We start from the raw sequence: 21263 nt of genomic DNA, 5'->3' as shown, positions 1-21263 counted from the left end.
GCCAGGGGGAGGCTCTTTCTGGCCACGCTGCACCTCCAACGTTGCAGGGTTGGGGGGAGCGTATTGGTCTAAACCAATGTACGTCAATGATCGTGCGCCGGACGGGGCCATACCGCGTGGCTATGGCCAACTGGGATGAGCGCGCTCCACCCGCCGTGCGGGAATCTACGAACCGACCCGATCGGTGACGCGGCTGGACGCCGGCAGACGCGCAGGTCTGCGCCGCGGTTGCGAGCAGGAGTGGCTCAGGAGGCGGCCGTCGCCCGGGTTCCGGTGGCGCCGTGCGCCGCCGGTGCCGCTGGCATGGCGCCCGCCCACGGCACCGGCGCGCCCGTCACGGCCCGCCGAGTGGCGGACCGATGACAGGGGCGGCCGCCACCTGCGCGTACGCCGGGTGGGCGAGCACCCGACGGACGCGACGTTGGAGGGCGGGGCCGGGTGAACCTCACGCACCCGGCCCCGCTAGACGTGCTCGGTTCTCACTGCCTACCGGTGCCGTGCGGCGCTTGGTCCTGCCCGCGGGGTGCTTTCCGCAGTGCTGCTCTGTTTTAGGGATTAAGAGCGTCCTCGCCGGACGGGCAGATCTCCGGGATGGGGGCCGGGCTTGCCTGCCATCCCGTCGACCTCCCGGAGGGTTACCACACCCAGGGTGGGGGCGCGGAGCTTGCGTTGTCGCTGGCCAGGGCCCTGGGGGCCCTGGCCTGGCAAGCTGCGGTTTCGTTGAGGGCCGCACCCCCACCCTGGCTGTGGTAAGGCTTCGCCAGGTCGACGGGATGGCAGGCAAGCCCTGCTTTGGGTGGTGGTGTTGTTGTGTCAGCCGCTGCGGGGGCCTGATACGGCGCGGTGGAGCATTCCGGCTGCTGTGACCAGGTGGTGTAGGGCTGCCTTGCGTAGGCGTTCCTCATCCGCGTTGCGGACTAGGACTCGGAGGTCGCGGTGGTGGGTTGTGCAGTGGTCGTTGGCTTCTGTCAGGACTGTTAGGCACTTCTCGGTGACTGTGGCTACTCCGGTCAGGTCGATGACCACCATGCCCGCCCTGGTCGACGCCAGGCAGACGGCGGTGACCAGGTCGGCCCAGGCGGACTCGTCGGCCGGGGTCAGTTCGCCTGCGGCGGTGACCACCAGTGCGTATCCGAGTCTGCGGACGCTCAGTCTGGTGGTCGTGTCGGCCCAGGTCCGTCGTCCGCGCTGCGCTGCCATACCCCCGAGACCTCCGGGGGTGGGAAAAGGTTGCCGTGGCGGGGTCAGGCCACAGCGGCGTTCAGGGTGGCGATGTGGGCCGGGGTCAGCTCGACGGTGGCCGCGGCCGCCGAGTCGGTGATGCTCTCCGGGCGGGAGGCGCCGGGGATGGGGATCACCACCGGGGACTTGGCCAGCATCCACGCCAGGCACACCCGCTGCGGGCTCACGCCCAGCTCAGCGCCCACCGCGGCGAAGGCGCCGCCGAGGGCGCCCGCCGAGCTGATGCCGCCCAGCGGGCTCCACGGCAGGAACGCGACGCCCAGTTCGTCGCACAGCTCCAGCTCGGGCGCGCTCGACTGGAACGTGGGGGAGTACTGGTTCTGCACCGCCGCCAGCCGTCCGCCCAGGATCTTGTGGGCCATCCTGATCTCGTCCGGGTCGAAGTTCGACACGCCGGCCATGCGGATCTTGCCCTCGTCGAGCAGCTCAGCCAGGGCGCCGACCGACTCGGCCACCGGGACCGCCGGGTCCGGCCGGTGGAACTGGTACAGGTCGATCCGCTCGACCCCCAGCCTGCGCAGCGACGCGTCGCACGCCCGGCGCAGGTACTCGGGGCGGCCGTCGAGGCCCCAGCCGCCGCCCGGGGTGCGGGTGTGGCCGCCCTTGGTGGCGATCAGCACGTCCGCGCCCCTGGTCGCCTCGGCGATCAGCTCCTCGTTGTGGCCGAAGTCGGTCTCGTCCAGCGAGTAGGCGTCCGCGGTGTCGATGAGGGTCACGCCCGCGTCGACCGCGGCGCGGATCGTGGCGATCGCGCGGTCGCGGTCCGGCCTGCCCGCGATGGACATGGGCATGCCGCCGAGCCCGATCGCGCCGACCCGGACGTCGCCCAGCTGTCGCGTCTGCATACCGCCGATCGTGCCAAAGATCAGGGGAGCTTGCGCGGCCACAGGGCGCGGCGCAGGGCGACGCGGAACGCCGAGGTCGCGGGCTCGACCTCGGCCAGGTGCGCGTTCAGCCTGCGGGGATCGGCGCCCGGGTCCGGCGCTGGCGGGGTCAGGTCGAGCCACACCAGCGAGGTCAGGTTCCTGGTCACGTTCGACCACCAGCCGGTGATCTCCCTGGTCACGTCCGCCTCGCGCGCCGACGCGGTGGTGATGGCCTTGCTCGCGTCGCGGATGTGCTCGGTCAGCTCCAGGGCGCGGCGCTGCTCGTGCTTGCGGTGGGTGTCCGCGGCCTGGTGCGCGGTGTCCAACAGGCGCTTGTACTCGGCCACAGGGTCGTTCACGCCGTGTCCACCACCTTCGGGATGTCCAGCGCCGACGAGGTGTCGAACGGGATCAGCACGTCCGGGTGGGTGTGCGTGGTGCGGTCGAAGAAGATCGCCCGCTGCGGGCGCGGCGACCAGTCGACCACCTGGCCCGCCGCCAGCGTCGTCAGCTCGCTGCCCTGCACGTCCAGCGCCACCCACGCCCCGATGTCGTCGAACCCGCCGAACCCCATCGTGTCCTTCAACCGGGCGACGCCGCGCCACCAGCCCAGCACGTGCACGCGGTGCGCGGGACCGTCGCGCAGCAGCGCGCGCAGCCGGTCGAGGCCGCTGGTCATGCTCGGCGGCTCCTTGGCCTCCAGCCAGCGGTGCGCGCCGTCCACGCACGGGAAGATCACATAGCGCGGCCGCTCCGCGGTCGCCGGGGTCAGCCGTGCGATGCTGTCGTCGAGGCGCAGGTCCACGTCGTGGCCCATCGTCCGCAGCCGCTCGGCCAGCCCCTCGGCGCGCCGGGCCAGCGCGGGCACCGGGCACCAGACGCTGAAGTCGCAGTCGCCCGGGACGTGCATCCTGGCCAGCGACAGCGCCGCGCTCTCCAGCACTGCGAACGCGTCGGCGACCGCGGTGCCCAGGACCGCCAGGTTGCGCCCCGGCGCGGCCTCCAGCCGCAGGATCGCCGCCCGGTCGTTGACGTCGATGATCTGGCCGAGCAGCGGCCCGGACGGCGTGGCGAAGTCGGCGGCGTGGACCAGGTCCGGCTGGTGCGCGCCGTCGAACAGCCGGGGCGGCGCCGTCGGCAGGGCCGCGTGCAGGTCCCGCTGCAGCAGATCGAACGTGCCTCGGCTCGACGCGTCGGGCACGTGCGCGACCTCGTTGCCGTGCCCGACACCGGAGTCGTGGTTGACCACGACGTGCCAGCGCGGCAGCGACATCGCGGCCAGGTTCTGCTCGGCCAGCACCCGCTTCGCCTTGGGCATCGCGATGCGCAGCGTGCACTGCTCGAACACCGCGGGCTTGCCCCAGAACGCCTCGATCCCGGCGATGTCCTGGCTGGCCAGCACCAGGTGGATGCCCTGCGAGCGGCCCCGCCGCGCCACGTCCTCCAGCAGCGCGGCCGCCTGCTGGGTGATCCGGTCGCGGCCGCTGAACAGCGCCTGGAACTCGTCGATCACCGCGACGATCCTCGGCCAGTGCCCGTCCGGGTCGGCCTCGCGCAGCTCGGCCAGCTTGGTCACCTCGTGCCGCTTGGCCGCCTCGGCGCGGCGGGCCAGCTCGGCGGTGAGGAACCGCAGCAGCGCCAGCCCGAACTCGCGGTCGGTGTTGACGTTCACCCCGACCAGCCGGGCCTGCGGCAGGAAGCTCGGGTCCTTGCTGCCGGGGGTCAGCCCGGCGAAGGACACGCCCTCCTTGAAGTCCAGCAGGTACAGCTCCAGCTCCATCGGCGAGTACCGCGACGCCAGGCCGCCGATGAGGGCGTAGAGGAAGTTCGTCTTGCCCGACCCGCTCGGGCCTGCGATCAGCGCGTGCGGGGTGGCGTCGCCCAGCACGACCTCCACCGGCTCCCCCTCGGCGAACCCGATCGGGGTGCGCAGCTCATCGCGCGCGAAGTGCCGGGGCGCGGGGGCCAGCAGGTCGGCGAAGGAGCGCGGACCGCCGCGGAACGCGCGCACCCGCTCGTGCACCCCGCTCGCCAGCGCGGCGACCTCGGCGGCGGGCAGCGGCGGGTCCGGCCGGACCACGACGCCGCGCCCGGTCATGCTGGAGGTGGCCACGTCCGGGCCGGTGAACGTGATGGTCTCCAGTGGACTGTTCACCGACACCGGCACGTCGACCAGCACCAGGTGCACGCCCGCGTCCGGGCCGGTGCGGGCGACCCGGCTCAGCTCGTGGGTCAGCTCGTCGGGCAGCCGCTCACCGTTGCCGAACAGCACCGTTACCCGCCACGGGTCGCCCGGCCCGTGCGCGGTGCGGCGGCCGTCGCGCAGCGCGCTGTCGTGGGCGCGCCGGATGTGCCCGGCGAGGGTCGCCAGCAGGTCGCCGAGCAGCGTGGGGTCGTGCACGGTCAGCAGCCGCTCGGCGCTGAGCGGGTGCAGGTTGGGCAGCGGGCCGGTGAGGTGGCCGATGTCCCAGATGTGGATGCGCAGCTGGCCGGGGGCGAGGGTGGCCAGCATCCGGGCCAGCAGCGTCTCGACGATCGCGTCCACGGCGGCCCTGGCGCCGTGCGTCGAGTTGATCCGCAGGTGGCCGTGCCCCAGCAGCGGGACGGCCAGCGGGAACTCGTCGGCGGCGTGCTCGACCGCAGCCCGGCCCACCCGCCACAGCCGGGGCGGCTCCCCGCCCGTGCCGGGGACGCGCAGCCAGTCGTGGCCCTCCGCGCCCGCCGCGCCGGGGGCCGCGTCGGCGACCAGGGCGCGCACCTGCGGGAGGACGGCGGTGTTCCACTCGGTGTAGCTGCGGTCGCGCTCGGCCTCCAGCCGCTGCCACACCTCGCGCAGCACCGGGTCGGCGTCGACCCTGGCCCTGATGTCCTTCGACCGCGCGGCCGCGCCGAACCCCATCGAGTGCACCGAGTGCTCGAACTCGGCGCGCGCCCGGTCGGCCTCGGCGGCCGTCCGGGCAGCGGCGGCCGCGCCCAGCGCGCGGCCGAGCACGGTGCGCAGGGTGGCCAGCGCGGCGTTCGCCCGCCGCCTGCGCTCGGCCTTGCCCATCTACAGCCTCGTCACGTAGTCGGCGATGGTCTCCCTGGCCGCGGCGGCCAGCGCGACCACCCTGGTCAGCTCGGCGATCGCCAGGTCGAGCTCGGCAGGGCACCAGCCGTCGGGGGAGATCCTGGTCAGGATGGCCCGCGCGGAGGTCAGCTCGCGCAGGGCGGTGTCGGCGCTGGCCGCGGCCGCGGCCAGGGTGGTCATGACCTGGCCCAGCGTGGCCGCGTACTCCCTGATGCTCACGCCCACCTCCTCGTCCATCGCAAGATAGCGCCGAGGTCACGATCGGGCGAGAGGGCTGCTCCATCAGGGCGAACGCGCGCCACAGTGGACGGTGCGGTCCTAAGTGGTCAGATCTGCGCGTTCCAGGTCTCCATCGCGGTGATCGACGCCTGCGCGCTGCCCTGGATGTCCGTCAGGCCCTGCAGGGCCTGGGCGAGCATGCCGAGCGCCTGCGGGGCCTCCGGGCGCGAGGTGCCCTGGGAGGCGTTCGCCAGGAGGGTGCGCGCCTCGTCCCACTGCATCGCCGCCTGGGTGAGCGCCTGGATGCCCGCCTGCACTTTCTCGGTGGCCGCGGCGACTCCCGCCTTGGACTCCTCAATACCCGCCATGCCCTGTGAACCTACCCGGTCTTGATCTCCGTCGCCGCAGGCAGGGTGGCCGCTTTCCGGGGGCGACCGTGTCAGTAGGATCTTTGTTCACGAGTATTTAGGACAGCCGTAACGTTTAACTTCCGCCATATGTGCGCGGAGTGAAGACGGCGAGCGTCCCGTCGGGTCGCCGGATGGTGCGGGTGCGCGAACTCCCGACGAGCAGCAGACACCGCATGTCGACGGTCGCCGGGTCGAGGTCCGCCAACCGGGTGATCCGCAGGCTCTCCTCGGGTCCCCCCACGTCCCGCCCGATCACGACCGGCGTGTCCGGGGACCGGTGCTCCAGCAGCAGATCCCGCGCCTGCCCGAGCTGCCACCGCCGCGCCTTGGACGCGGGGTTGTAGATCGCGATGGCGAAGTCCGCCTGCGCCGCCGCGGTCAACCTCCGCACGATCACCTCCCACGGCTTGAGGCGGTCGGACAGCGAGATCGTGCAGTAGTCGTGCCCGAGCGGCGCCCCCGCCTTCGCGGCCACCGCATGGGCGGCGGTGACCCCGGGCAGCACCCGCACGGGCACCTCCCGCCACAGGGGGTCGTCGGCGACCTCCAGGACGGCGGTCGCCATCGCGAAGACACCGGGATCCCCGGAGGAGACCACGGCCACCCTGCGCCCCCGCTTGGCCAGATCAAGCGCGAACGCGGCCCGCTCGGCCTCGACCTGGTTGTCGGAGAGGTGACGGCGCTGGCGGGGGTTGTGGGGGACGCGGTTGAGGTAGGTGGTGTAGCCGACGAGGTCGTCCGCGGTCCCCAGCGCTTCTTGCGCTTCCGGGGTAAGCCAGGGGCGACCAGCGGGACCGAGGCCGACGACGACTACCTCACCTCGGGGGTGGTGCGGGGCCGGGGAGGCGGCCGGTTGGGAGGCTTCGTTGCCCTGTCCGGCCTTGTGGGGCGCGGCTTCGCTTTGCTCGGCCCCTGTCTTGGTTTGTCCGGTGGGGGTCGGTGCTTCCCTTTCCCCGATGGGCGCTGTGGTCCCGCGTGGCTCGGCTGTTGCGGCTCCGCTTTGCCAGGTGCGCGCTGCCGTCCCGCTTCGCTCTGCCGCCGATTCGCCGTGCCCGACGTGCGTGATCGTCCCGTCTTGCTCGACCGTTGTTGCCGCTCCGCCTTGCCCGGCCGGTTCACCGCGCTCGAACGGCGCGGCCGTCCCGCTCTGCCCGGCTGCCGCCGCCTCGCCCTGTGCGGCCTGCATTCCCGTGTCGCCGTTCGTGGCCGTCTCGCCTGCGGCGCGTCCGTTGCCCTCGCCCGAAGTTATCCACAGGCCCGAGGATTCACCCTCTTGACAAGTTCCCGCAGGCGTATCGTGGAAAGAAAGGGCGGACTGCCCCCGGTTGGGGCGGGGACTTTCCATGTGGGGTGTGGGGGGTGTGGAATTGATGGGGCTGGGGAGTACCGCAAGGGAGAAGTAGGGGACGGTGGCGGGGTCCACTTCGGACAGGGAGAGGACGCGGCCGGTGTCCCAGGTGGCGCGTTCGACGTAGAGGGCGCGGTCCAGTTTGCCTGCTGCCTCGAAGGCGGCGCGGACCTTGGGGAAGGTGCGGCCCAGTTTGAGGACCGCTGCGGAGTCCGTGGTCGCCAGGTGGGATGTCAGGGATTCGGCGGGGAGGGTGCCGGGGAGGATGGTGAGGACTTCCTCGCCCTCCACCAACGGGCGGCGCAATACCGCGGACGCCGCGCTCACCGACGTCACGCCTGGGACCACCACGGTCGGGTAGCGGTCGCACAGGCGCTTGTGCATGTGCATGTACGACCCGTAGAACATGGGGTCGCCCTCGGCGAGGACCACCACGTCCCGGCCTGCGTCCAAATGGGACGCCAGGCGGGCGGCGCTCTCGGTGTAGAAGTCGGCCATCGCGCCCGCGTAGCCGCCGGGGTGGTCGGTGGTCTCGACGGTCAGCGGGTAGACCAGCTGCTCCTCGATCTGCCCCTCGCGCAGGTACGGCTCGGCCACCCCGCGCGCGATGGAGCGGCCGTGGCGGGCGCTGTGGTAGGCGATGACCTGGGCCGCGGAGATCAGGCGTGCGGCCTTGACCGTCACCAGTTCCGGGTCGCCGGGGCCCAGGCCGACGCCGTAGAGGGTGCCGGTCATTCGGCGTCGCTCGCGATCGCGTTGACGGCCGCGGCGGCCATGGCGCTGCCGCCGCGCCGTCCTCGGACCACCAGGTGTGGCAGGCCGGACTCCATCAGCGCCTCCTTCGACTCCGCCGCCCCGATGAACCCGACGGGGACGCCCAGGACGGCGGCAGGCGTTCCCGCCCCCGCCGCCACCATCTCCAGCAGCCGGAACAGCGCCGTCGGGGCGTTCCCGACGGCCACGACCGCACCCGCCAGGCGTGGCCGCCACAACTCCATCGCCGCCGCGCTCCTGGTCGTGCGCAGCTCCGCCGCCAAGCCGGGGACGGCCGGGTCGGACAGCGTGCACACGACCTCGTTGTCGGCGTGCAGCCGCGCCCTGGTGACGCCGGAGGCGACCATCTGCGCGTCGCACAGGATCGGGGCGCCCGCGTCGAGGGCGGCGCGGGCCGCGGCGACGACCCCCGGCGAGTACGCGACGTCGCGCACCAGGTCCACCATGCCGCACGCGTGGATCATGCGGACCACGACGCGGGCCACGTCCTCCGGCAGCCCGGCCAGGTCGGCCTCCGCGCGGATCGTGGCGAACGAGCGGCGGTAGATCTCCGCGCCGTCCCTGATGTAGTCGGTCACCTCTGCTCCTGCCTCGCCTCGGCGGCCGCACCGGCCACCGCACCACCGGAAACCCATCGGCCGTCGACCTCGTACCCGCCGTCGACCGCCACCACGTCCACCACGTCGCCCGCGGGCCGCCCGCAGCGGCGCGCGCAGCCCGCGAAGTGCACCGGACGCCCCGAACGGGTGATCCGCAAGGCGTCCGCCCGCACGTCGGCCAGCGACTTCGCGCACCCGGGCGCGCCCGTGCACGCCGTCACCCCGATGCCCGCCGCCGCCGGGTCGACCACCAGGCCCACCGCGGTCAGCTCCGCCACCGAACCACGCGGGACCACGACCCCGCGCCACGGCGTGATCACCACGTGCTCCGCCTTGATCAACACCGCGAGCTGCCGGTCGTCCAGCCGCCCGAGCGGAACGGCCGCGCCGACGGCGTCGCCGATCCGACCCAGCGGCCCACCCGTCGGCGGCCGTCCGCGCGGAACGCGCTCGGGCGAGGTCCCGAGCCGGTCGGCGATCTTCGCCACATCCGGTCCCAGCTCGGCCATCCGCCACTGCCCGTCGCGGATCTCCAGGAACGCGCGCGCCGCGGCCAGCATGGCCTCGACAGGGTCGCAGACGCGGACGCCGTGGTCCTCCCCGCCCAGCAGGATCGCGAACCGCGCGCCGACCGGCAGCGCGGCGACGTCCGCGCCGAGCCAGGCCACGTCGCCCGCGCCGGAGTCCAGCGCGAAGAGGAACCGCCCCGGGAGCGCTGCCAGCGCCGGATCGGCGCACAGCGCGGCGTCCAGCGCGGCCGCGCCGTGGTCGCCCGGCGGCGAGGACATGATGTTGCGCACTTTCTCGTGGGAGATCGACGGCAGCAGCCCGGCCGCCGCCAGCCGCGCCCCCAACTCCGCCGGACCCCGCGGTCCCAGCCCGCGGATCTGGACGTTGGCCCGCGAGGTCAGCTCCAGCCCGCCGGAGCCCAGCTCCCGCGCGGCCGCGGCGAGCACGCTGAGCTGCGCGGACGTGATCCGGCCGCCCGGCAGCCGCACCCTGGCCAGACCCCCGTCGGCTGCCTGGTGCACATCGAGCGCGCCGGGGCAGGCGTCGGCGCCCGAGCGGCGGTTCTGGTGGGACACGCCCCGAATATAAGGTGAGCCCGACGAGGCGACGGCAACGGAGGAAGCCGGTGCGAGTCCGGCGCGGTCCCGCCACTGTCACCGGGGAGCGAACCCTGCTAGCGGCCACCGAGAGGGAAGGCCAGGGGGAACGACGATCCGGGAGCCAGGACACTCCGCCGTCGCGTCCCTCACGACCCGGGGCGAGGACCCCAGGAAGGGCGCCATGATCCTGCTGCTGTCCACCTCGGACACCGATCTGCTCTCCGCGCGCGCATCCGGCGCGGACTACCGGCTGGGCAACCCCGCCCGCGTCGCCGCCGCCGACCTGCCCGCCCTGCTCGACGGCGTCGACATCGTCGTCGTCCGGCTGCTCGGCGGGCGCCGGGCCTGGGAGGAGGGGCTGGACGCCCTGCTCGCCGGACCCCGGCCCGTCGTGGTGCTCGGCGGCGAGCAGGCCCCCGACGCCGAGCTGATGCAGTGCTCGACCGTGCCCGGCGGCGTGGTCGCCGAGGCGCACAAGTACCTCGCCCACGGCGGCAGGGACAACCTGCGTGAGCTGTACCACTTCCTGTCCGACACGCTCCTGCTCACCGGCACGGGCTTCGCGCCGCCGGTCGAGCTGCCCGTGTGGGGACGCCTGGAGCGCCCGGCCGCCGACGGCCCCCGGGTGGGCGTCCTCTACTACCGCGCCCACCACATCGCGGGGAACACCGCGTTCGTCGAGGCCCTGTGCGACGCCGTCGAGGAGCGCGGCGGGCAGCCCGTCCCGGTCTTCTGCGCGTCCCTGCGGACCGCGCCCGCCGACCTGCTCGACCTCCTCGGCACCGTCGACGCCCTGGTGGTGACCGTCCTGGCCGCGGGCGGCACCCGCCCGGCCGACGCCTCGGCAGGCGGGGACGACGACGCGTGGGACGTGGGCGCGCTCGCCGCCCTCGACATCCCGATCCTGCAGGCGCTGTGCCTGACCAGCGACCGCGCCACCTGGGCGGACAGCGACGACGGTCTGTCCCCTCTGGACACCGCGACGCAGGTCGCCGTCCCGGAGTTCGACGGCCGCATCATCACCGTCCCGTTCTCCTTCAAGGAGCAGGACGCCGACGGGCTCTCCGTCTACGTCGCCGACCCCGAGCGCGCCCGCCGCGTCGCCGGGATCGCCGTCGCGCACGCCCGGCTCAAGCACGTGCCCAACGCCGAGAAGAAGATCGCCATCGTGCTGTCGGCGTACCCGACCAAGCACTCCCGGCTCGGCAACGCCGTCGGCCTCGACTCGCCCGCCAGCGCGGTGCGCCTGCTCAAGGCCTTGGGCGAGGCCGGATATGACATCGGCGACCTGCCGGGCGTCGCCGAGCAGGACGGCGACGCGCTCATCCACGCGCTGATCGCCGCGGGCGGACTCGACCCGGACTGGCTGACCGCCGAGCAGCTGTCCGGCAACCCCGTCCGCATCCCCACGGCGAGCTACCGCGCGTACTTCGACACCCTGCCCGACGAGCTGCGCGACAGCATGACCGAGCACTGGGGCGACGCTCCGGGCGAGCTGTTCGTCGACGGGGACGCCATCGTGCTAGCCGCGCTGCGCGCGGGCAACGTCGTGGTGATCGTGCAGCCCCCGCGCGGCTTCGGCGAGAACCCGGTGGCGATCTACCACGACCCGGACCTGCCGCCGAGCCACCACTACCTGGCCGCCTACCGCTGGATCGCCGACGACTTCGGCGCGCACGCGGTCATCCACCTGGGCAAGCACGGCAACCTGGAGTGGCTGCCCGGCAAGAACCTGGGCATGTCCGCCGCCTGCGGCCCGGACGCGGCCATCGGGGACCTGCCGCTGATCTACCCGTTCCTGGTCAACGACCCCGGCGAGGGCACCCAGGCCAAGCGGCGCGCCCACGCCACCCTGGTCGACCACCTGGTGCCGCCGATGGCGCGCGCGGAGTCCTACGGCGACATCGCCCGCCTCGAACAGCTGCTGGACGAGTACTCGTCGATCTCGGCGATGGACCCGGCCAAGCTGCCCGCCATCCGCGCCCAGATCTGGACGCTGATCCAGGCCGCCAAGCTCGACCACGACCTCGGACTCGCCGACCGCCCGCACGACGCGGAGTTCGACGACTTCCTCCTGCACGTCGACGGCTGGCTGTGCGAGATCAAGGACGTGCAGATCCGCGACGGCCTGCACGTGCTGGGCGTGCCGCCGTCGGGGGAGGGGCGGGTCAACCTGGTGACCGCGATGCTGTCCGCGCGGCAGATGTGGGCTGGCCAGGTCGCCGCGCTGCCCGGCCTGCGCGAGGCGCTCGGCCTGGTCGACGGCGCGGACCGCACGACGACCGACGCCATCGACGAGCAGGCCAGGGCCCTGGTGCGGGCGATGGACGACCGCGGCTGGGCGGTCGAGGCCGCCGAGGAGATCGCCCCCAACCCCGACGTGGCCCGCGTGCTGGCCTTCGGCGCGGCCGAGGTCGTGCCCCGGCTGGACCGCACGACCGACGAGATCGGCAACGTCCTGCACGCCCTGGACGGCGGCTACGTCCCCGCCGGGCCGAGCGGATCGCCCCTGCGCGGCCTGATCAACGTGCTCCCGACCGGCCGCAACTTCTACTCCGTCGACCCGAAGGCGGTCCCCAGCAGGCTGGCGTGGGAGACCGGCTCGGCGATGGCCGACTCGCTGCTGGAGCGCTACCGCGCCGACACCGGCGAGTGGCCCCGGTCGGTGGGCCTGTCGGTGTGGGGGACGTCGGCCATGCGCACCGCGGGCGACGACATCGCCGAGGTGCTGGCACTGCTGGGCGTGCGCCCGGTGTGGGACCCGGCGTCGCGGCGGGTGAGCGGGCTGGAGGTCGTGCCGCTCGAGGAGCTGGGCCGCCCGCGCATCGACGTCACCGTCCGCATCTCCGGGTTCTTCCGCGACGCGTTCCCGCACGTGGTGTACCTGCTCGACGACGCCGTCCGCATGGTCGCCGCGCTGGAGGAGTCCGATGAGGACAACTACGTCAGGGCGCACGTCCTGGCCGACGGCGTCGACGAGCGGCGGGCGACCACCCGCATCTTCGGCTCCAAGCCCGGCGCGTACGGCGCGGGCCTGCTGCCGCTGATCGACAGCCACAACTGGCGCGACGACCGCGACCTCGCCGAGGTCTACGCCGTCTGGGGCGGCTTTGCCTACGGCCGCGGCCTCGACGGCTGCCCGGCCCGGGAGGACATGGAATCCGCCTACCGGCGCATCGCGGTCGCGGCCAAGAACGTCGACACCCGCGAGCACGACATCATCGACTCCGACGACTACTTCCAGTACCACGGCGGCATGATCGCCACCGTCCGCGCGCTCACCGGCAAGGCGCCCGCCGCCTACATCGGCGACAGCACCCGCCCGGAGTCGGTGCGCACGCGGTCGCTGGTGGAGGAGACCAACCGGGTCTTCCGCTCGCGGGTGGCCAACCCGCGCTGGATCGAGGCCATGCGCAGGCACGGCTACAAGGGCGCGTTCGAGCTGGCCGCCACCGTGGACTACCTCTTCGGCTACGACGCCACCACCAACGTCGTCCCCGACTGGATGTACGACACGCTGGCGCAGACCTACGCGCTCGACGAGGTCAACCGCAAGTTCTTCGCCGAGTCCAACCCGTGGGCCCTGCACGGCATCGCCGAGCGCCTGCTGGAGGCGGCCGACCGCGGCCTGTGGGCCGAGCCCGACGCCGACACCCTCGCCGCGCTGCGCACCCTCTACCTGGAGGTGGAGGGCGACATCGAGGCCGGGTCGGAGTAGGACCAGGTCGCCGGGAGCGCCCTGATCCCGCGCAGCACGCCGTAGGTCCACTCCGGCTCGAAGCCGTCCGGGAGGCGGTAGCCGGGGATCGCGGCCAGCACCTCGTCGAGGATGACGCCCAGCTCCAGCCGGGCGAGGTGCTGGCCGAGGCAGCGGTGCGCGCCCGCGCCCCACGCCAGGCCCGCGCCCTGCGCGCGGTCCGGGCGGACCGCGTCGGCGTCGGGGTAGACCTCGGTGTCGCGGCTGCCCGAGCCCCAGGCGACCAGCAGCCGGTCGCCCTCGGCCAGCTCGACGCCGTTGAGCGTCGTCGGGCAGCGCACCGTGCGGGCGGTCGTGGCGACCGGCGCCTCCAGCCGGACCACCTCGTCGACCAGGGCCTCGCGCGGGTGGTCGGCCAGGGACGGGTCGCGGCTGAGCAGCCACAGCAGGCTGCTCGTCGCGTCGATCGTGGTCAGCGCGCCCGCGGCGACCATCAGCAGGAGGTACTTGACCGCGTCCGGCTCGGCGACCGACCGGTCGGCCACCACCGCGCTGAGCGGGTCGTCGCCCGGGGCGGCCCGGCGCAGCCGCACCTCCTCGGTCAGGAAGTCCAGGTACTCCACCACGCGGCCCTCGGTCACCGCGCCGATCAGCAGGTCGCGCAGCAGCGCGCGGCGCGGCGGCGCGACGCCGAGCACCCCGGCGATGACCATCGGCGGGATCCGGCGCGCCACCTCGACGACGAGGTCGCCGCCGCCGCGCGGGGCCAGCCCGGCCAGCTCCGACCGGGCGGTCTCCCGGATCGCCGGGGCCAGCCGGGCGACCGCGGCCCGGCTGAAGTACGGCGCCAGCCTGCGCCGGACCTCGGTGTGCTCGGGCGGGTCCTGCTCGAACAGCGGCGCCACCGCGGTCTCCAGGCCGGGCAGCAGCGTCGCCGCGCCGATGGACTCCGCACGGGCGGAGAAGCGGGCGTGGTCGCGGCCCACCGTGGCGATGTCCTCATGCCGCGTCACGACGTGGAAGCCGCCGTAGCGGGTGCTGCGCGCGACCGGGCACTCGGCGCGCAGCTCGCGCAGCACGTCGTGCGCCCTGGCGGCCACGGCCGGGTCGAGGTGGTCGAAGTCGGCCGCGGAGCGGGTCACGGGCACTCCCCCTGGGGCTGGTCGGTTCCCGCGCATTGTGCGGCGGTCCGCCCGATGTGGACAGCGGCCGATCGGGTTGATCGGCGATCACCGTCGGTGAGCAGGGATTGGGTAGCGCCCGCCGGGGGTATGCCCCGCACAGGACCGGCTAACCCTGGGAGAACCGACGATGACCACTGACGTCGTGGAACTGATCCTTGCCGACCACCGGCGCATGGAGGAGCTGTTCCGCACCCTGCGCGACCGCGGCGCGGACCGGGCCAAGGCGCTCGACGAGCTGGCCTACCTGCTGGTCGCGCACGCCGAGGCCGAGGAGGCCAAGGTCTACCCGGCGCTGCGCCGCTACAAGCAGGTCGACGACGACGAGATCGACCACGGCGCCGAGGAGCACACCGAGGGCAACATGGCGCTGCTCGCGCTCATGGAGGTCGAGGACACCGAGTCCGATGAGTGGGAGGGCAAGCTCGAGGAGCTCGTCACCGCCATCAACCACCACCTCGACGAGGAAGAGCGCACGATCCTCAACGACGCCCGCGAGACCGTCTCCGACGAGCGCCGCGCCGAGCTGGGCGAGCAGTTCGCCGCCGAGCGCGAGCGGCGCGTCGACGCGGGCTGTGGGACGGTCGAGTACGTCAGGGAACTCGTCGAGCGGACCAAGGATCGAGTGGACTAGGGAAGGACAGAGGCAATGATCCTGCGCAGGATCGCGCGACCCATGCTGGCGGGCATCTTCGTCTGGGGCGGGGTGCAGGCGCTGCGCGCGCCCGAGGCGCACGCGGAGGCGGCCAAGCCCCTGCTCGACCAGGCCGCGGCGAAGGCGGGCGACCGGGTGCCCCAGCAGCTGGCCACCGACCCGGTGACGCTGGTGAAGATCGACGGCGCGGTCAAGGTGGTGGCGGGGATCATGCTGGCCACCAACCGGATGCCGAGGCTGGCGGCCCTGCTGCTGTCCGGCAGCCTGCTGCCCACGACGCTGGCCGCCCACCAGTTCTGGGCGGAGAAGGACCCCGGCCAGCGCAACCAGCAGCTGCAGCACTTCCTGAAGAACGCGGGGCTGCTCGGCGGGCTGATGCTGGCCGTCGCCGACACCGAGGGCAGGCCGTCGCTGGGCTGGCGGGCCCGCCGCGCGGGTCGGACGGTGCAGAACCACATGCACGACCTCGGCGAGTGGGCGCACGACACCGGCGGCGCCGTCGGCGGCGCGGTGGCCGCCGCGCCGCGCCGCGCGCGCAAAGCACTCGCGGACGTGCTGCCCTGACCCTCGGGTCACCCATTCCGGGGAGCGGACGCTATAGGTTGAGGATGAGTCCGCTTCCCGGGAGGTGCCGTGACCCCGTCCGAGTCCGCCATCCGCCGCGCGCTGCGCCGAGCCCGGGACGGGGTCGCGCTCGACCAGGTGGAGGCCGAGGTGCTGCTGCACGCCCGCGGCGAGCACCTGGAGGACCTCTTCACCACCGCGAGCCGGGTCCGTGACGCTGGCCTGGCCGCGGTGGACCGCGCGGGCGTCATCACCTATTCGCGCAAGGTGTTCATCCCGCTGACCCGGCTCTGCCGCGACCGGTGCCACTACTGCACCTTCGCGACGGTCCCGCACCGGCTGCCCGCGCCGTTCCTGAGCCCCGACGAGGTGCTCGACATCGCCAGGAAGGGCGCGGAGCTGGGCTGCAAGGAAGCCCTCTTCACCCTCGGTGACCGGCCCGAGGAGCGGTGGGGCGCGGCGCGCGAGTGGCTGGACGCCGCGGGCTACCCCGACACGCTGTCCTATGTGCGCGCCATGGCCATCCGGGTGCTGGAGGAGACCGGCCTGTTGCCGCACCTCAACCCCGGCGTGCTGACCTGGACCGACTTCCAGCGGCTCAAGCCGGTCGCCCCGTCCATGGGGATGATGCTGGAGACCACCGCCACCCGGCTGTGGTCGGAGCCGGGCGGGCCGCACTACGGCTCGCCCGACAAGGAGCCCGCCGTCCGGCTGCGCGTGCTGGAGGACGCGGGCCGCAGCTCGGTCCCGTTCACCACCGGGATCCTGATCGGGATCGGCGAGACGCTCGCCGAGCGCGTGGAGTCGCTGTTCGCCATCCGGTCCGTCGCCCGCAAGTACGGCGGCGTGCAGGAGGTCATCATCCAGAACTTCCGCGCCAAGCCGGACACGGCGATGCGCGGGATGCCCGACGCCGAGGCCGCCGAGCTGGCCGCCACCGTCGCCGTCGCCCGGGTGGTGCTGGGCCCGAAGGCGCGCATCCAGGCCCCGCCGAACCTCATCGGCGGCGAGTACGGCCTGCTGCTGCGTGCGGGCATCGACGACTGGGGCGGTGTGTCCCCGCTGACGCCCGACCACGTCAACCCCGAGCGCCCCTGGCCGCAGATCGACGAACTGGCGGCGCAGACCGCGGCGGCGGGCTTCCGGCTCGCCGAGCGGCTGACGGTGTACCCGGAGTACATCCGCGAGCCGTGGCTGGACCCCCGCGTCGCGGGCCACGTCGCGGCCCTGGCCGACGCGTCCGGCCTCGCGATCGAGGGGGCGCGCCCGGTCGGCCGCGCGTGGCAGGAGCCGGAGGTCGCCATGGACGGCTCCGGGCGCACCGAGCTGCACACCGAGATCGACACCGACGGCCGCACCGGCGACCGCCGCGACGACTTCGATTCGGTGTACGGCGACTGGGCCGAACTGCGTTCGTCCGTGGACGCCTCGGCCGGGTCGTCCGGCATCGCGGGCGTGGTCCGGCCGGAGTTCACCACGGCGCTGCGCCACGCCGAGCGCGACCTGTCGCGACTGTCCGACGCGGACGCGCTGACGCTGCTGTCGGCCGCCGAGGGCGCGGAGCTGGAGGCCCTGGCCGCCCTGGCCGACGACCTGCGCCGCGAGGCGGTGGGCGAGGAGGTGACCTACGTGGTCACCCGCAACATCAACTTCACCAACGTCTGCTACACCGGCTGCCGGTTCTGCGCGTTCGCCCAGCGGCGCACGGACGCCGACGCGTACACGCTGTCGCTGGAGCAGGTCGGGCAGCGGGCCGAGCAGGCGTGGTCGGTCGGCGCGACCGAGGTGTGCATGCAGGGCGGCATCCACCCCGACCTGCCCGGGACGGCGTACTTCGACATCGCCGCCGAGGTCCGCAAGCGGGCCCCCGGCCTGCACATCCACGCCTTCTCGCCGATGGAGGTGGTGAACGGGGCCGCGCGCACCGATCTGTCCATCTCGGACTGGCTGGTCCGGGCGCGCGAGTCCGGTGTGGACTCGCTTCCGGGCACGGCGGCGGAGATCCTCGACGACGAGGTCCGCTGGGTGCTGACGAAGGGCAAGCTGCCCGCGGCGACGTGGATCGAGGTGGTCACCACCGCGCACGCGCTGGGGATCCCCACGACCTCGACGATGATGTACGGGCACGTGGACAACCCGTCGCACTGGGTGGCCCACCTCAAGCTGATCGCCGACATCCAGTCGCGGACCGGCGGCTTCACCGAGTTCGTCCTGCTGCCCTTCGTGCACACCAACGCCCCGCTGTACCTCGCGGGCATCGCCCGGCCGGGCCCGACCCGCAGGGAGAACCGCGCGGTGCACGCGCTGTCCCGCATCCTGCTGCACGGCCACATCGCCAACATCCAGACCAGCTGGGTGAAACTCGGCGACGACGGCGTGGTGGAGGTCCTGCGCGGCGGCGTCAACGACCTGGGCGGCACGCTGATGGAGGAGACCATCAGCCGCATGGCGGGCAGCGACAACGGCAGCTACAAGACGATCGCCGACCTGGAGTCGCTGGCCACCGCCGCGGGCAGGCCGTCACGCCAGCGCACGACGACCTACGGGATCGTCGACGACGAGCGCCTGGACACCGCCCGCGCCCACGACGGGGTGTGGAACCAGCGGCTGCTGCCGCTGATCGCCGACTGACCGGTGGGCGCGCGGGCCTGGGCCCGCGCGCCCGTCAGGTCACCACCAGCCGGTGCAGCGGTTGGCGAGGCTGTCGCAGATGCGGAAGTGCACCTTGCTCCGGTCGTTGTAGCTGCCGGAGTACGACGAGTTGTAGACGTTGCCGTCCTCGTACCGCTGCAGGTAGCTCTTCGACGGGAGCGAGGAGGGCCCGTTGGTCCACCACTTGCCGTCGTAGTCGTTGCCGTCCCAGTTCCACGTCTTGCACAGCGGCAGGCTGCCGCCCGCCGGGCCCGACAGCGACGTGCACGACTGCGCCGCGGAGGCGGGCGAGGCGAGCACGACGGTCGTCCCCGCGACCACGGCCGCGGTCACACCGATCTTGGCCAGGATGCGCTTCATGTCCGATCCCCTCAGTAGACCGTCAAAGGTCACCTTCCACGGTACGGAGCCCGGGACCGGCTGACACCGCGCGTGGACCAGGTGGGTGACGGCCTATGCCCCGTCCGCGGCCTCCCAGCCCAGCAGCGCGGCCCCCGCGCGCCCGGCGTCCTGGCCCAGCGCCGCCCGGACCACGGCGGGCTTGCGCTGGAACGTCAGGCGCGCGTGCAGGTCGTCGCGGACCGGGCCGACCAGCGCGTCGCCCGCCTCGGCCAGGCCGCCGCCGAGGACGATCACCTCGGGTCCGACCATCGCCACCGCGGCCGCCAGCGCGGCGCCCAGGGCCGCGACCGCGTCCGCCCAGACCGCGGCCGCGTCGGCGTCGCCCTCTTCCAGCCGGGCGGCGACCTCGGCGGCGGTGGCCGTCCGGCCGGTCCGCTCGGCGTAGCGCCGCGACACCGCGGGCGCGGCGGCCAGCGTCTCCAGGCAGCCCAGGGCCCCGCAGTTGCACGGCGCGCCGCCCGGGTCCACCACCAGGTGCCCGATCTCGCCCGCGTACCCGCCCGCCACGAGCGGGCGCCCGTCCACCTGGAAGGCGGCGGCGATGCCCGTCCCGATGGGCAGGAACACCGCGTTGGCCACGCCAGCGGCCGCGCCCACGGTGAACTCCGCCAGCCCGCCGGTCCGCACGTCGTGGCGGACCTTCAGCGGCATCCCGGTGAGGGAGGACAGCGCGGTCTGCAGGGGCAGATTGTGCCAGCCGAGGTTGACGGCAGTGACCACGTGCCCGGTGGTGTCGTCGACGACCCCGGGCACCGCGACCCCGACGCCCGCCACGGCCGCGCCGTCGGCAAGGCGGGTGATCATCGAGGCGATGTGGTCGATGTCGACCGCGCCCGCGACGCGCCTGGTCGGTTCGCGGAGGGTCGCCACCGGGGCCAGGTCGCGCCCGACCAGGGCCGCCTTGACCGACGTGCCGCCCACGTCCACCGCCACCACGTGCGTCATGACCGTCCTCTCCCAGCCCGTGCGCGCGAGCGCTCGCGCGCGTGCAGAATCTTGCGCGATCAAACACGGCTTGCCAAGCGTTCCGGGCGTTTGTCCTTGGGGCCCTTGGACGATACTTTGCAGCAACGCGCATGATCGCGCGGCAGTCATGCGCGGAACACGGAGGTGGCCGGTGGACCGGTACGAGCGTCTGAGCACGCTGCTCGACATCCTGGGGCAGCGGGGCAAGGTCGACGTCGACGACCTGGCCGAGGAGCTGAGTGTGTCGGCCGCCACAATCCGCCGGGACCTCGACCACCTGGCCGAGCAGCAGCTGCTCACCCGCACCCGCGGCGGCGCGGTGGCCAACAACGTCGCCTACGACCTGCCGCTGCGCTACAAGACGGCCCGGCACGCCTCGGAGAAGGAGCGCATCGGCAAGGCGGCCGCCGCGCTGGTCGCGCGCGGGTCCGTGGTGGGGCTCAACGGCGGGACGACGACCACCGAGATCGCCAGGGCGCTGGCCATCCGGCCGGACCTGAGCGCGTCGGAGGAGCCCGCGCTGACCGTGGTCACCAACGCGCTCAACATCGCCAACGAGCTCGCGGTGCGCCCGCACGTCAAGATCGTCGTGACCGGCGGCGTCGCCCGGCCGCAGTCCTTCGAGCTGATCGGCCCGCTGGCGACCCGCATCCTCGACGAGATCACCCTCGACCTGGTGTTCCTCGGGGTGGACGCCGTGGACCCGGCCGACGGGGCCTACGCGCACAACGAGGGCGAGGCGAGCATCAACCGGCTGATGGCCGAGCGGGCCCGGCGGGTCGCGGTGATCGCGGACAGCTCCAAGATCGGCATGCACGCCTTCGCCCAGATCTGCCCGACGGCGGCAATGCACCTGCTCATCACCGACGCCGGGGCGTCCCCGGAGGCACTGGCCGCCTTCACCGCCGAGGGCGTCGAGGTGCACACGGTGTGAGTTGACGCGTCAACTATCTCGGCGTAGCGTGGCGGTCGCGAAGGAGGCCGCCATGGCACTGACCGAGGCGCAGATCGCCGAGTACGCCCAGACCCGCGACACCGTGCGCGCCGAACTGCTCCGCGGCGCGGCGCGCACCACCGCCCGGGGAATCCACCACACCGCCCTGATCTCCGGCGACGTCCGCCGAACCGTGGACTTCTACCAGGGCGTGCTCGGGTTCCCGCTGACCGAGGTGGTGGAGAACCGCGACTATCCGGGCTCGACCCACTTCTTCTTCGACGTCGGCAACGGCAACGCGCTGGCGTTCTTCGACCTCCCCGGCCTCGACCTGGGCCCGTACGCCGAGGTCCTGGGCGGCCTGCACCACATCGCGATCTCGACCACCCCCGAGGAGTGGACCGCCGCCAAGTCCCGACTGGACGCGGCAGGCGTGGAGTACGTCGAGGAGAGCGGCACGTCCATCTACTTCAAGGACCCGGACGGCGCCCGCATCGAACTCATCTCCGACCCCCTGGGCGTGATGTACGGGGAGCCCGTGGTCTGACCCGATCCACCCGCTGAGCCGGGACCGC

18 protein-coding genes and 1 riboswitch are annotated in these 21263 nt (G+C 73.3%); of the genes, 6 read left to right on the top strand and 12 right to left on the bottom strand.

What is annotated here, in order from left to right:
- Positions 1–813: 813 nt before the first annotated feature.
- The 9 genes from IEY98_RS13590 to IEY98_RS13550 all read right to left on the bottom strand — a co-directional run bounded on the left by IEY98_RS13590 (position 814) and on the right by IEY98_RS13550 (position 9613).
- Entirely contained in the window at positions 814–1200 is a 387-nt protein-coding gene (locus tag IEY98_RS13590; RefSeq protein ID WP_189210785.1) for a hypothetical protein, read from the bottom strand.
- A 44-nt stretch (positions 1201–1244) separates the two neighbouring features.
- Positions 1245–2087 (bottom strand): aldo/keto reductase, encoded by an 843-nt coding sequence (locus IEY98_RS13585; protein WP_189210784.1) that lies wholly within the window; start codon positions 2085–2087, stop codon positions 1245–1247.
- Positions 2088–2107: 20 nt separating this feature from the next.
- Positions 2108–2467 carry a hypothetical protein gene (locus IEY98_RS13580; RefSeq protein WP_189210783.1) on the bottom strand — a complete coding sequence of 120 codons (360 nt, stop codon included), beginning with the start codon at positions 2465–2467 and terminating at the stop codon, positions 2108–2110.
- Positions 2464–5157: an FtsK/SpoIIIE domain-containing protein gene (locus IEY98_RS13575; RefSeq protein WP_189210782.1), complete on the bottom strand. Its 2694-nt coding sequence runs from the start codon at positions 5155–5157 to the stop codon at positions 2464–2466. The genes IEY98_RS13580 and IEY98_RS13575 overlap by 4 nt, the downstream gene beginning before the upstream one ends.
- Entirely contained in the window at positions 5158–5397 is a 240-nt protein-coding gene (locus tag IEY98_RS13570; RefSeq protein WP_189210781.1) for a hypothetical protein, read from the bottom strand.
- Positions 5398–5504: 107 nt separating this feature from the next.
- Positions 5505–5765, bottom strand: coding sequence for a hypothetical protein (locus tag IEY98_RS13565; RefSeq protein ID WP_189210780.1), 261 nt, complete (start codon positions 5763–5765; stop codon positions 5505–5507).
- Positions 5766–5880: 115 nt separating this feature from the next.
- Complete coding sequence (locus tag IEY98_RS13560; protein ID WP_189210779.1) at positions 5881–7890, bottom strand: precorrin-2 C(20)-methyltransferase; 2010 nt, start codon at positions 7888–7890, stop codon at positions 5881–5883.
- Positions 7887–8507 (bottom strand): precorrin-8X methylmutase, encoded by a 621-nt coding sequence (locus IEY98_RS13555; protein ID WP_229786886.1) that lies wholly within the window; start codon positions 8505–8507, stop codon positions 7887–7889. The genes IEY98_RS13560 and IEY98_RS13555 overlap by 4 nt, the downstream gene beginning before the upstream one ends.
- Positions 8504–9613 (bottom strand): ferredoxin-like domain-containing protein, encoded by a 1110-nt coding sequence (locus IEY98_RS13550; protein ID WP_189210777.1) that lies wholly within the window; start codon positions 9611–9613, stop codon positions 8504–8506. Before IEY98_RS13550 ends, IEY98_RS13555 begins: the two co-directional genes overlap by 4 nt.
- A 6-nt stretch (positions 9614–9619) precedes the next feature.
- Positions 9620–9785, top strand: a riboswitch (cobalamin riboswitch).
- 33 nt (positions 9786–9818) lie between these two features.
- Here IEY98_RS13550 and cobN point away from each other — a divergent pair.
- The gene (cobN, locus tag IEY98_RS13545) at positions 9819–13355 is read left to right on the top strand and encodes a cobaltochelatase subunit CobN (protein WP_189210776.1); all 3537 of its coding nucleotides are present in this window, start codon (positions 9819–9821) and stop codon (positions 13353–13355) included.
- On the opposite strand, the gene IEY98_RS13540 is transcribed toward cobN, so the two are convergent.
- Positions 13313–14476: a cytochrome P450 gene (locus IEY98_RS13540; protein ID WP_189210775.1), complete on the bottom strand. Its 1164-nt coding sequence runs from the start codon at positions 14474–14476 to the stop codon at positions 13313–13315. The two genes, cobN and IEY98_RS13540, sit on opposite strands and share 43 nt — an antisense overlap.
- 169 nt (positions 14477–14645) lie before the next feature.
- Between IEY98_RS13540 and IEY98_RS13535 the strand changes: the two genes are divergently transcribed.
- The 3 genes from IEY98_RS13535 to IEY98_RS13525 all read left to right on the top strand — a co-directional run bounded on the left by IEY98_RS13535 (position 14646) and on the right by IEY98_RS13525 (position 18365).
- On the top strand, positions 14646–15149 hold the full coding sequence (locus IEY98_RS13535) for a hemerythrin domain-containing protein (protein WP_189210774.1): 504 nt from the start codon (positions 14646–14648) through the stop codon (positions 15147–15149).
- 15 nt (positions 15150–15164) lie between these two features.
- On the top strand, positions 15165–15734 hold the full coding sequence (locus IEY98_RS13530) for a DoxX family protein (RefSeq protein ID WP_189210773.1): 570 nt from the start codon (positions 15165–15167) through the stop codon (positions 15732–15734).
- Positions 15735–15803: 69 nt separating this feature from the next.
- On the top strand, positions 15804–18365 hold the full coding sequence (locus IEY98_RS13525; RefSeq protein WP_189210772.1) for a bifunctional FO biosynthesis protein CofGH: 2562 nt from the start codon (positions 15804–15806) through the stop codon (positions 18363–18365).
- A gap of 39 nt (positions 18366–18404) precedes the next feature.
- On the opposite strand, the gene IEY98_RS13520 is transcribed toward IEY98_RS13525, so the two are convergent.
- The gene (locus IEY98_RS13520; protein WP_189210771.1) at positions 18405–18746 is read right to left on the bottom strand and encodes a hypothetical protein; all 342 of its coding nucleotides are present in this window, start codon (positions 18744–18746) and stop codon (positions 18405–18407) included.
- Positions 18747–18839: 93 nt separating this feature from the next.
- Complete coding sequence (locus IEY98_RS13515; protein ID WP_189210770.1) at positions 18840–19733, bottom strand: ROK family protein; 894 nt, start codon at positions 19731–19733, stop codon at positions 18840–18842.
- A 172-nt stretch (positions 19734–19905) separates the two neighbouring features.
- Here IEY98_RS13515 and IEY98_RS13510 point away from each other — a divergent pair, with 172 nt between their 5' ends.
- Together IEY98_RS13510 and IEY98_RS13505 are read left to right on the top strand one after the other, a co-directional pair.
- Entirely contained in the window at positions 19906–20688 is a 783-nt protein-coding gene (locus tag IEY98_RS13510) for a DeoR/GlpR family DNA-binding transcription regulator (RefSeq protein WP_189210769.1), read from the top strand.
- Positions 20689–20740: 52 nt separating this feature from the next.
- The gene (locus IEY98_RS13505) at positions 20741–21235 is read left to right on the top strand and encodes a VOC family protein (RefSeq protein WP_189210768.1); all 495 of its coding nucleotides are present in this window, start codon (positions 20741–20743) and stop codon (positions 21233–21235) included.
- Positions 21236–21263: the final 28 nt, after the last annotated feature.

The organism is Actinokineospora fastidiosa (assembly GCF_014648415.1).
Lineage (GTDB): Bacteria > Actinomycetota > Actinomycetes > Mycobacteriales > Pseudonocardiaceae > Actinokineospora > Actinokineospora fastidiosa.
Note: the sequence above shows the minus strand (reverse complement) of the source record. Positions and strands in the feature narration are given on the sequence as shown.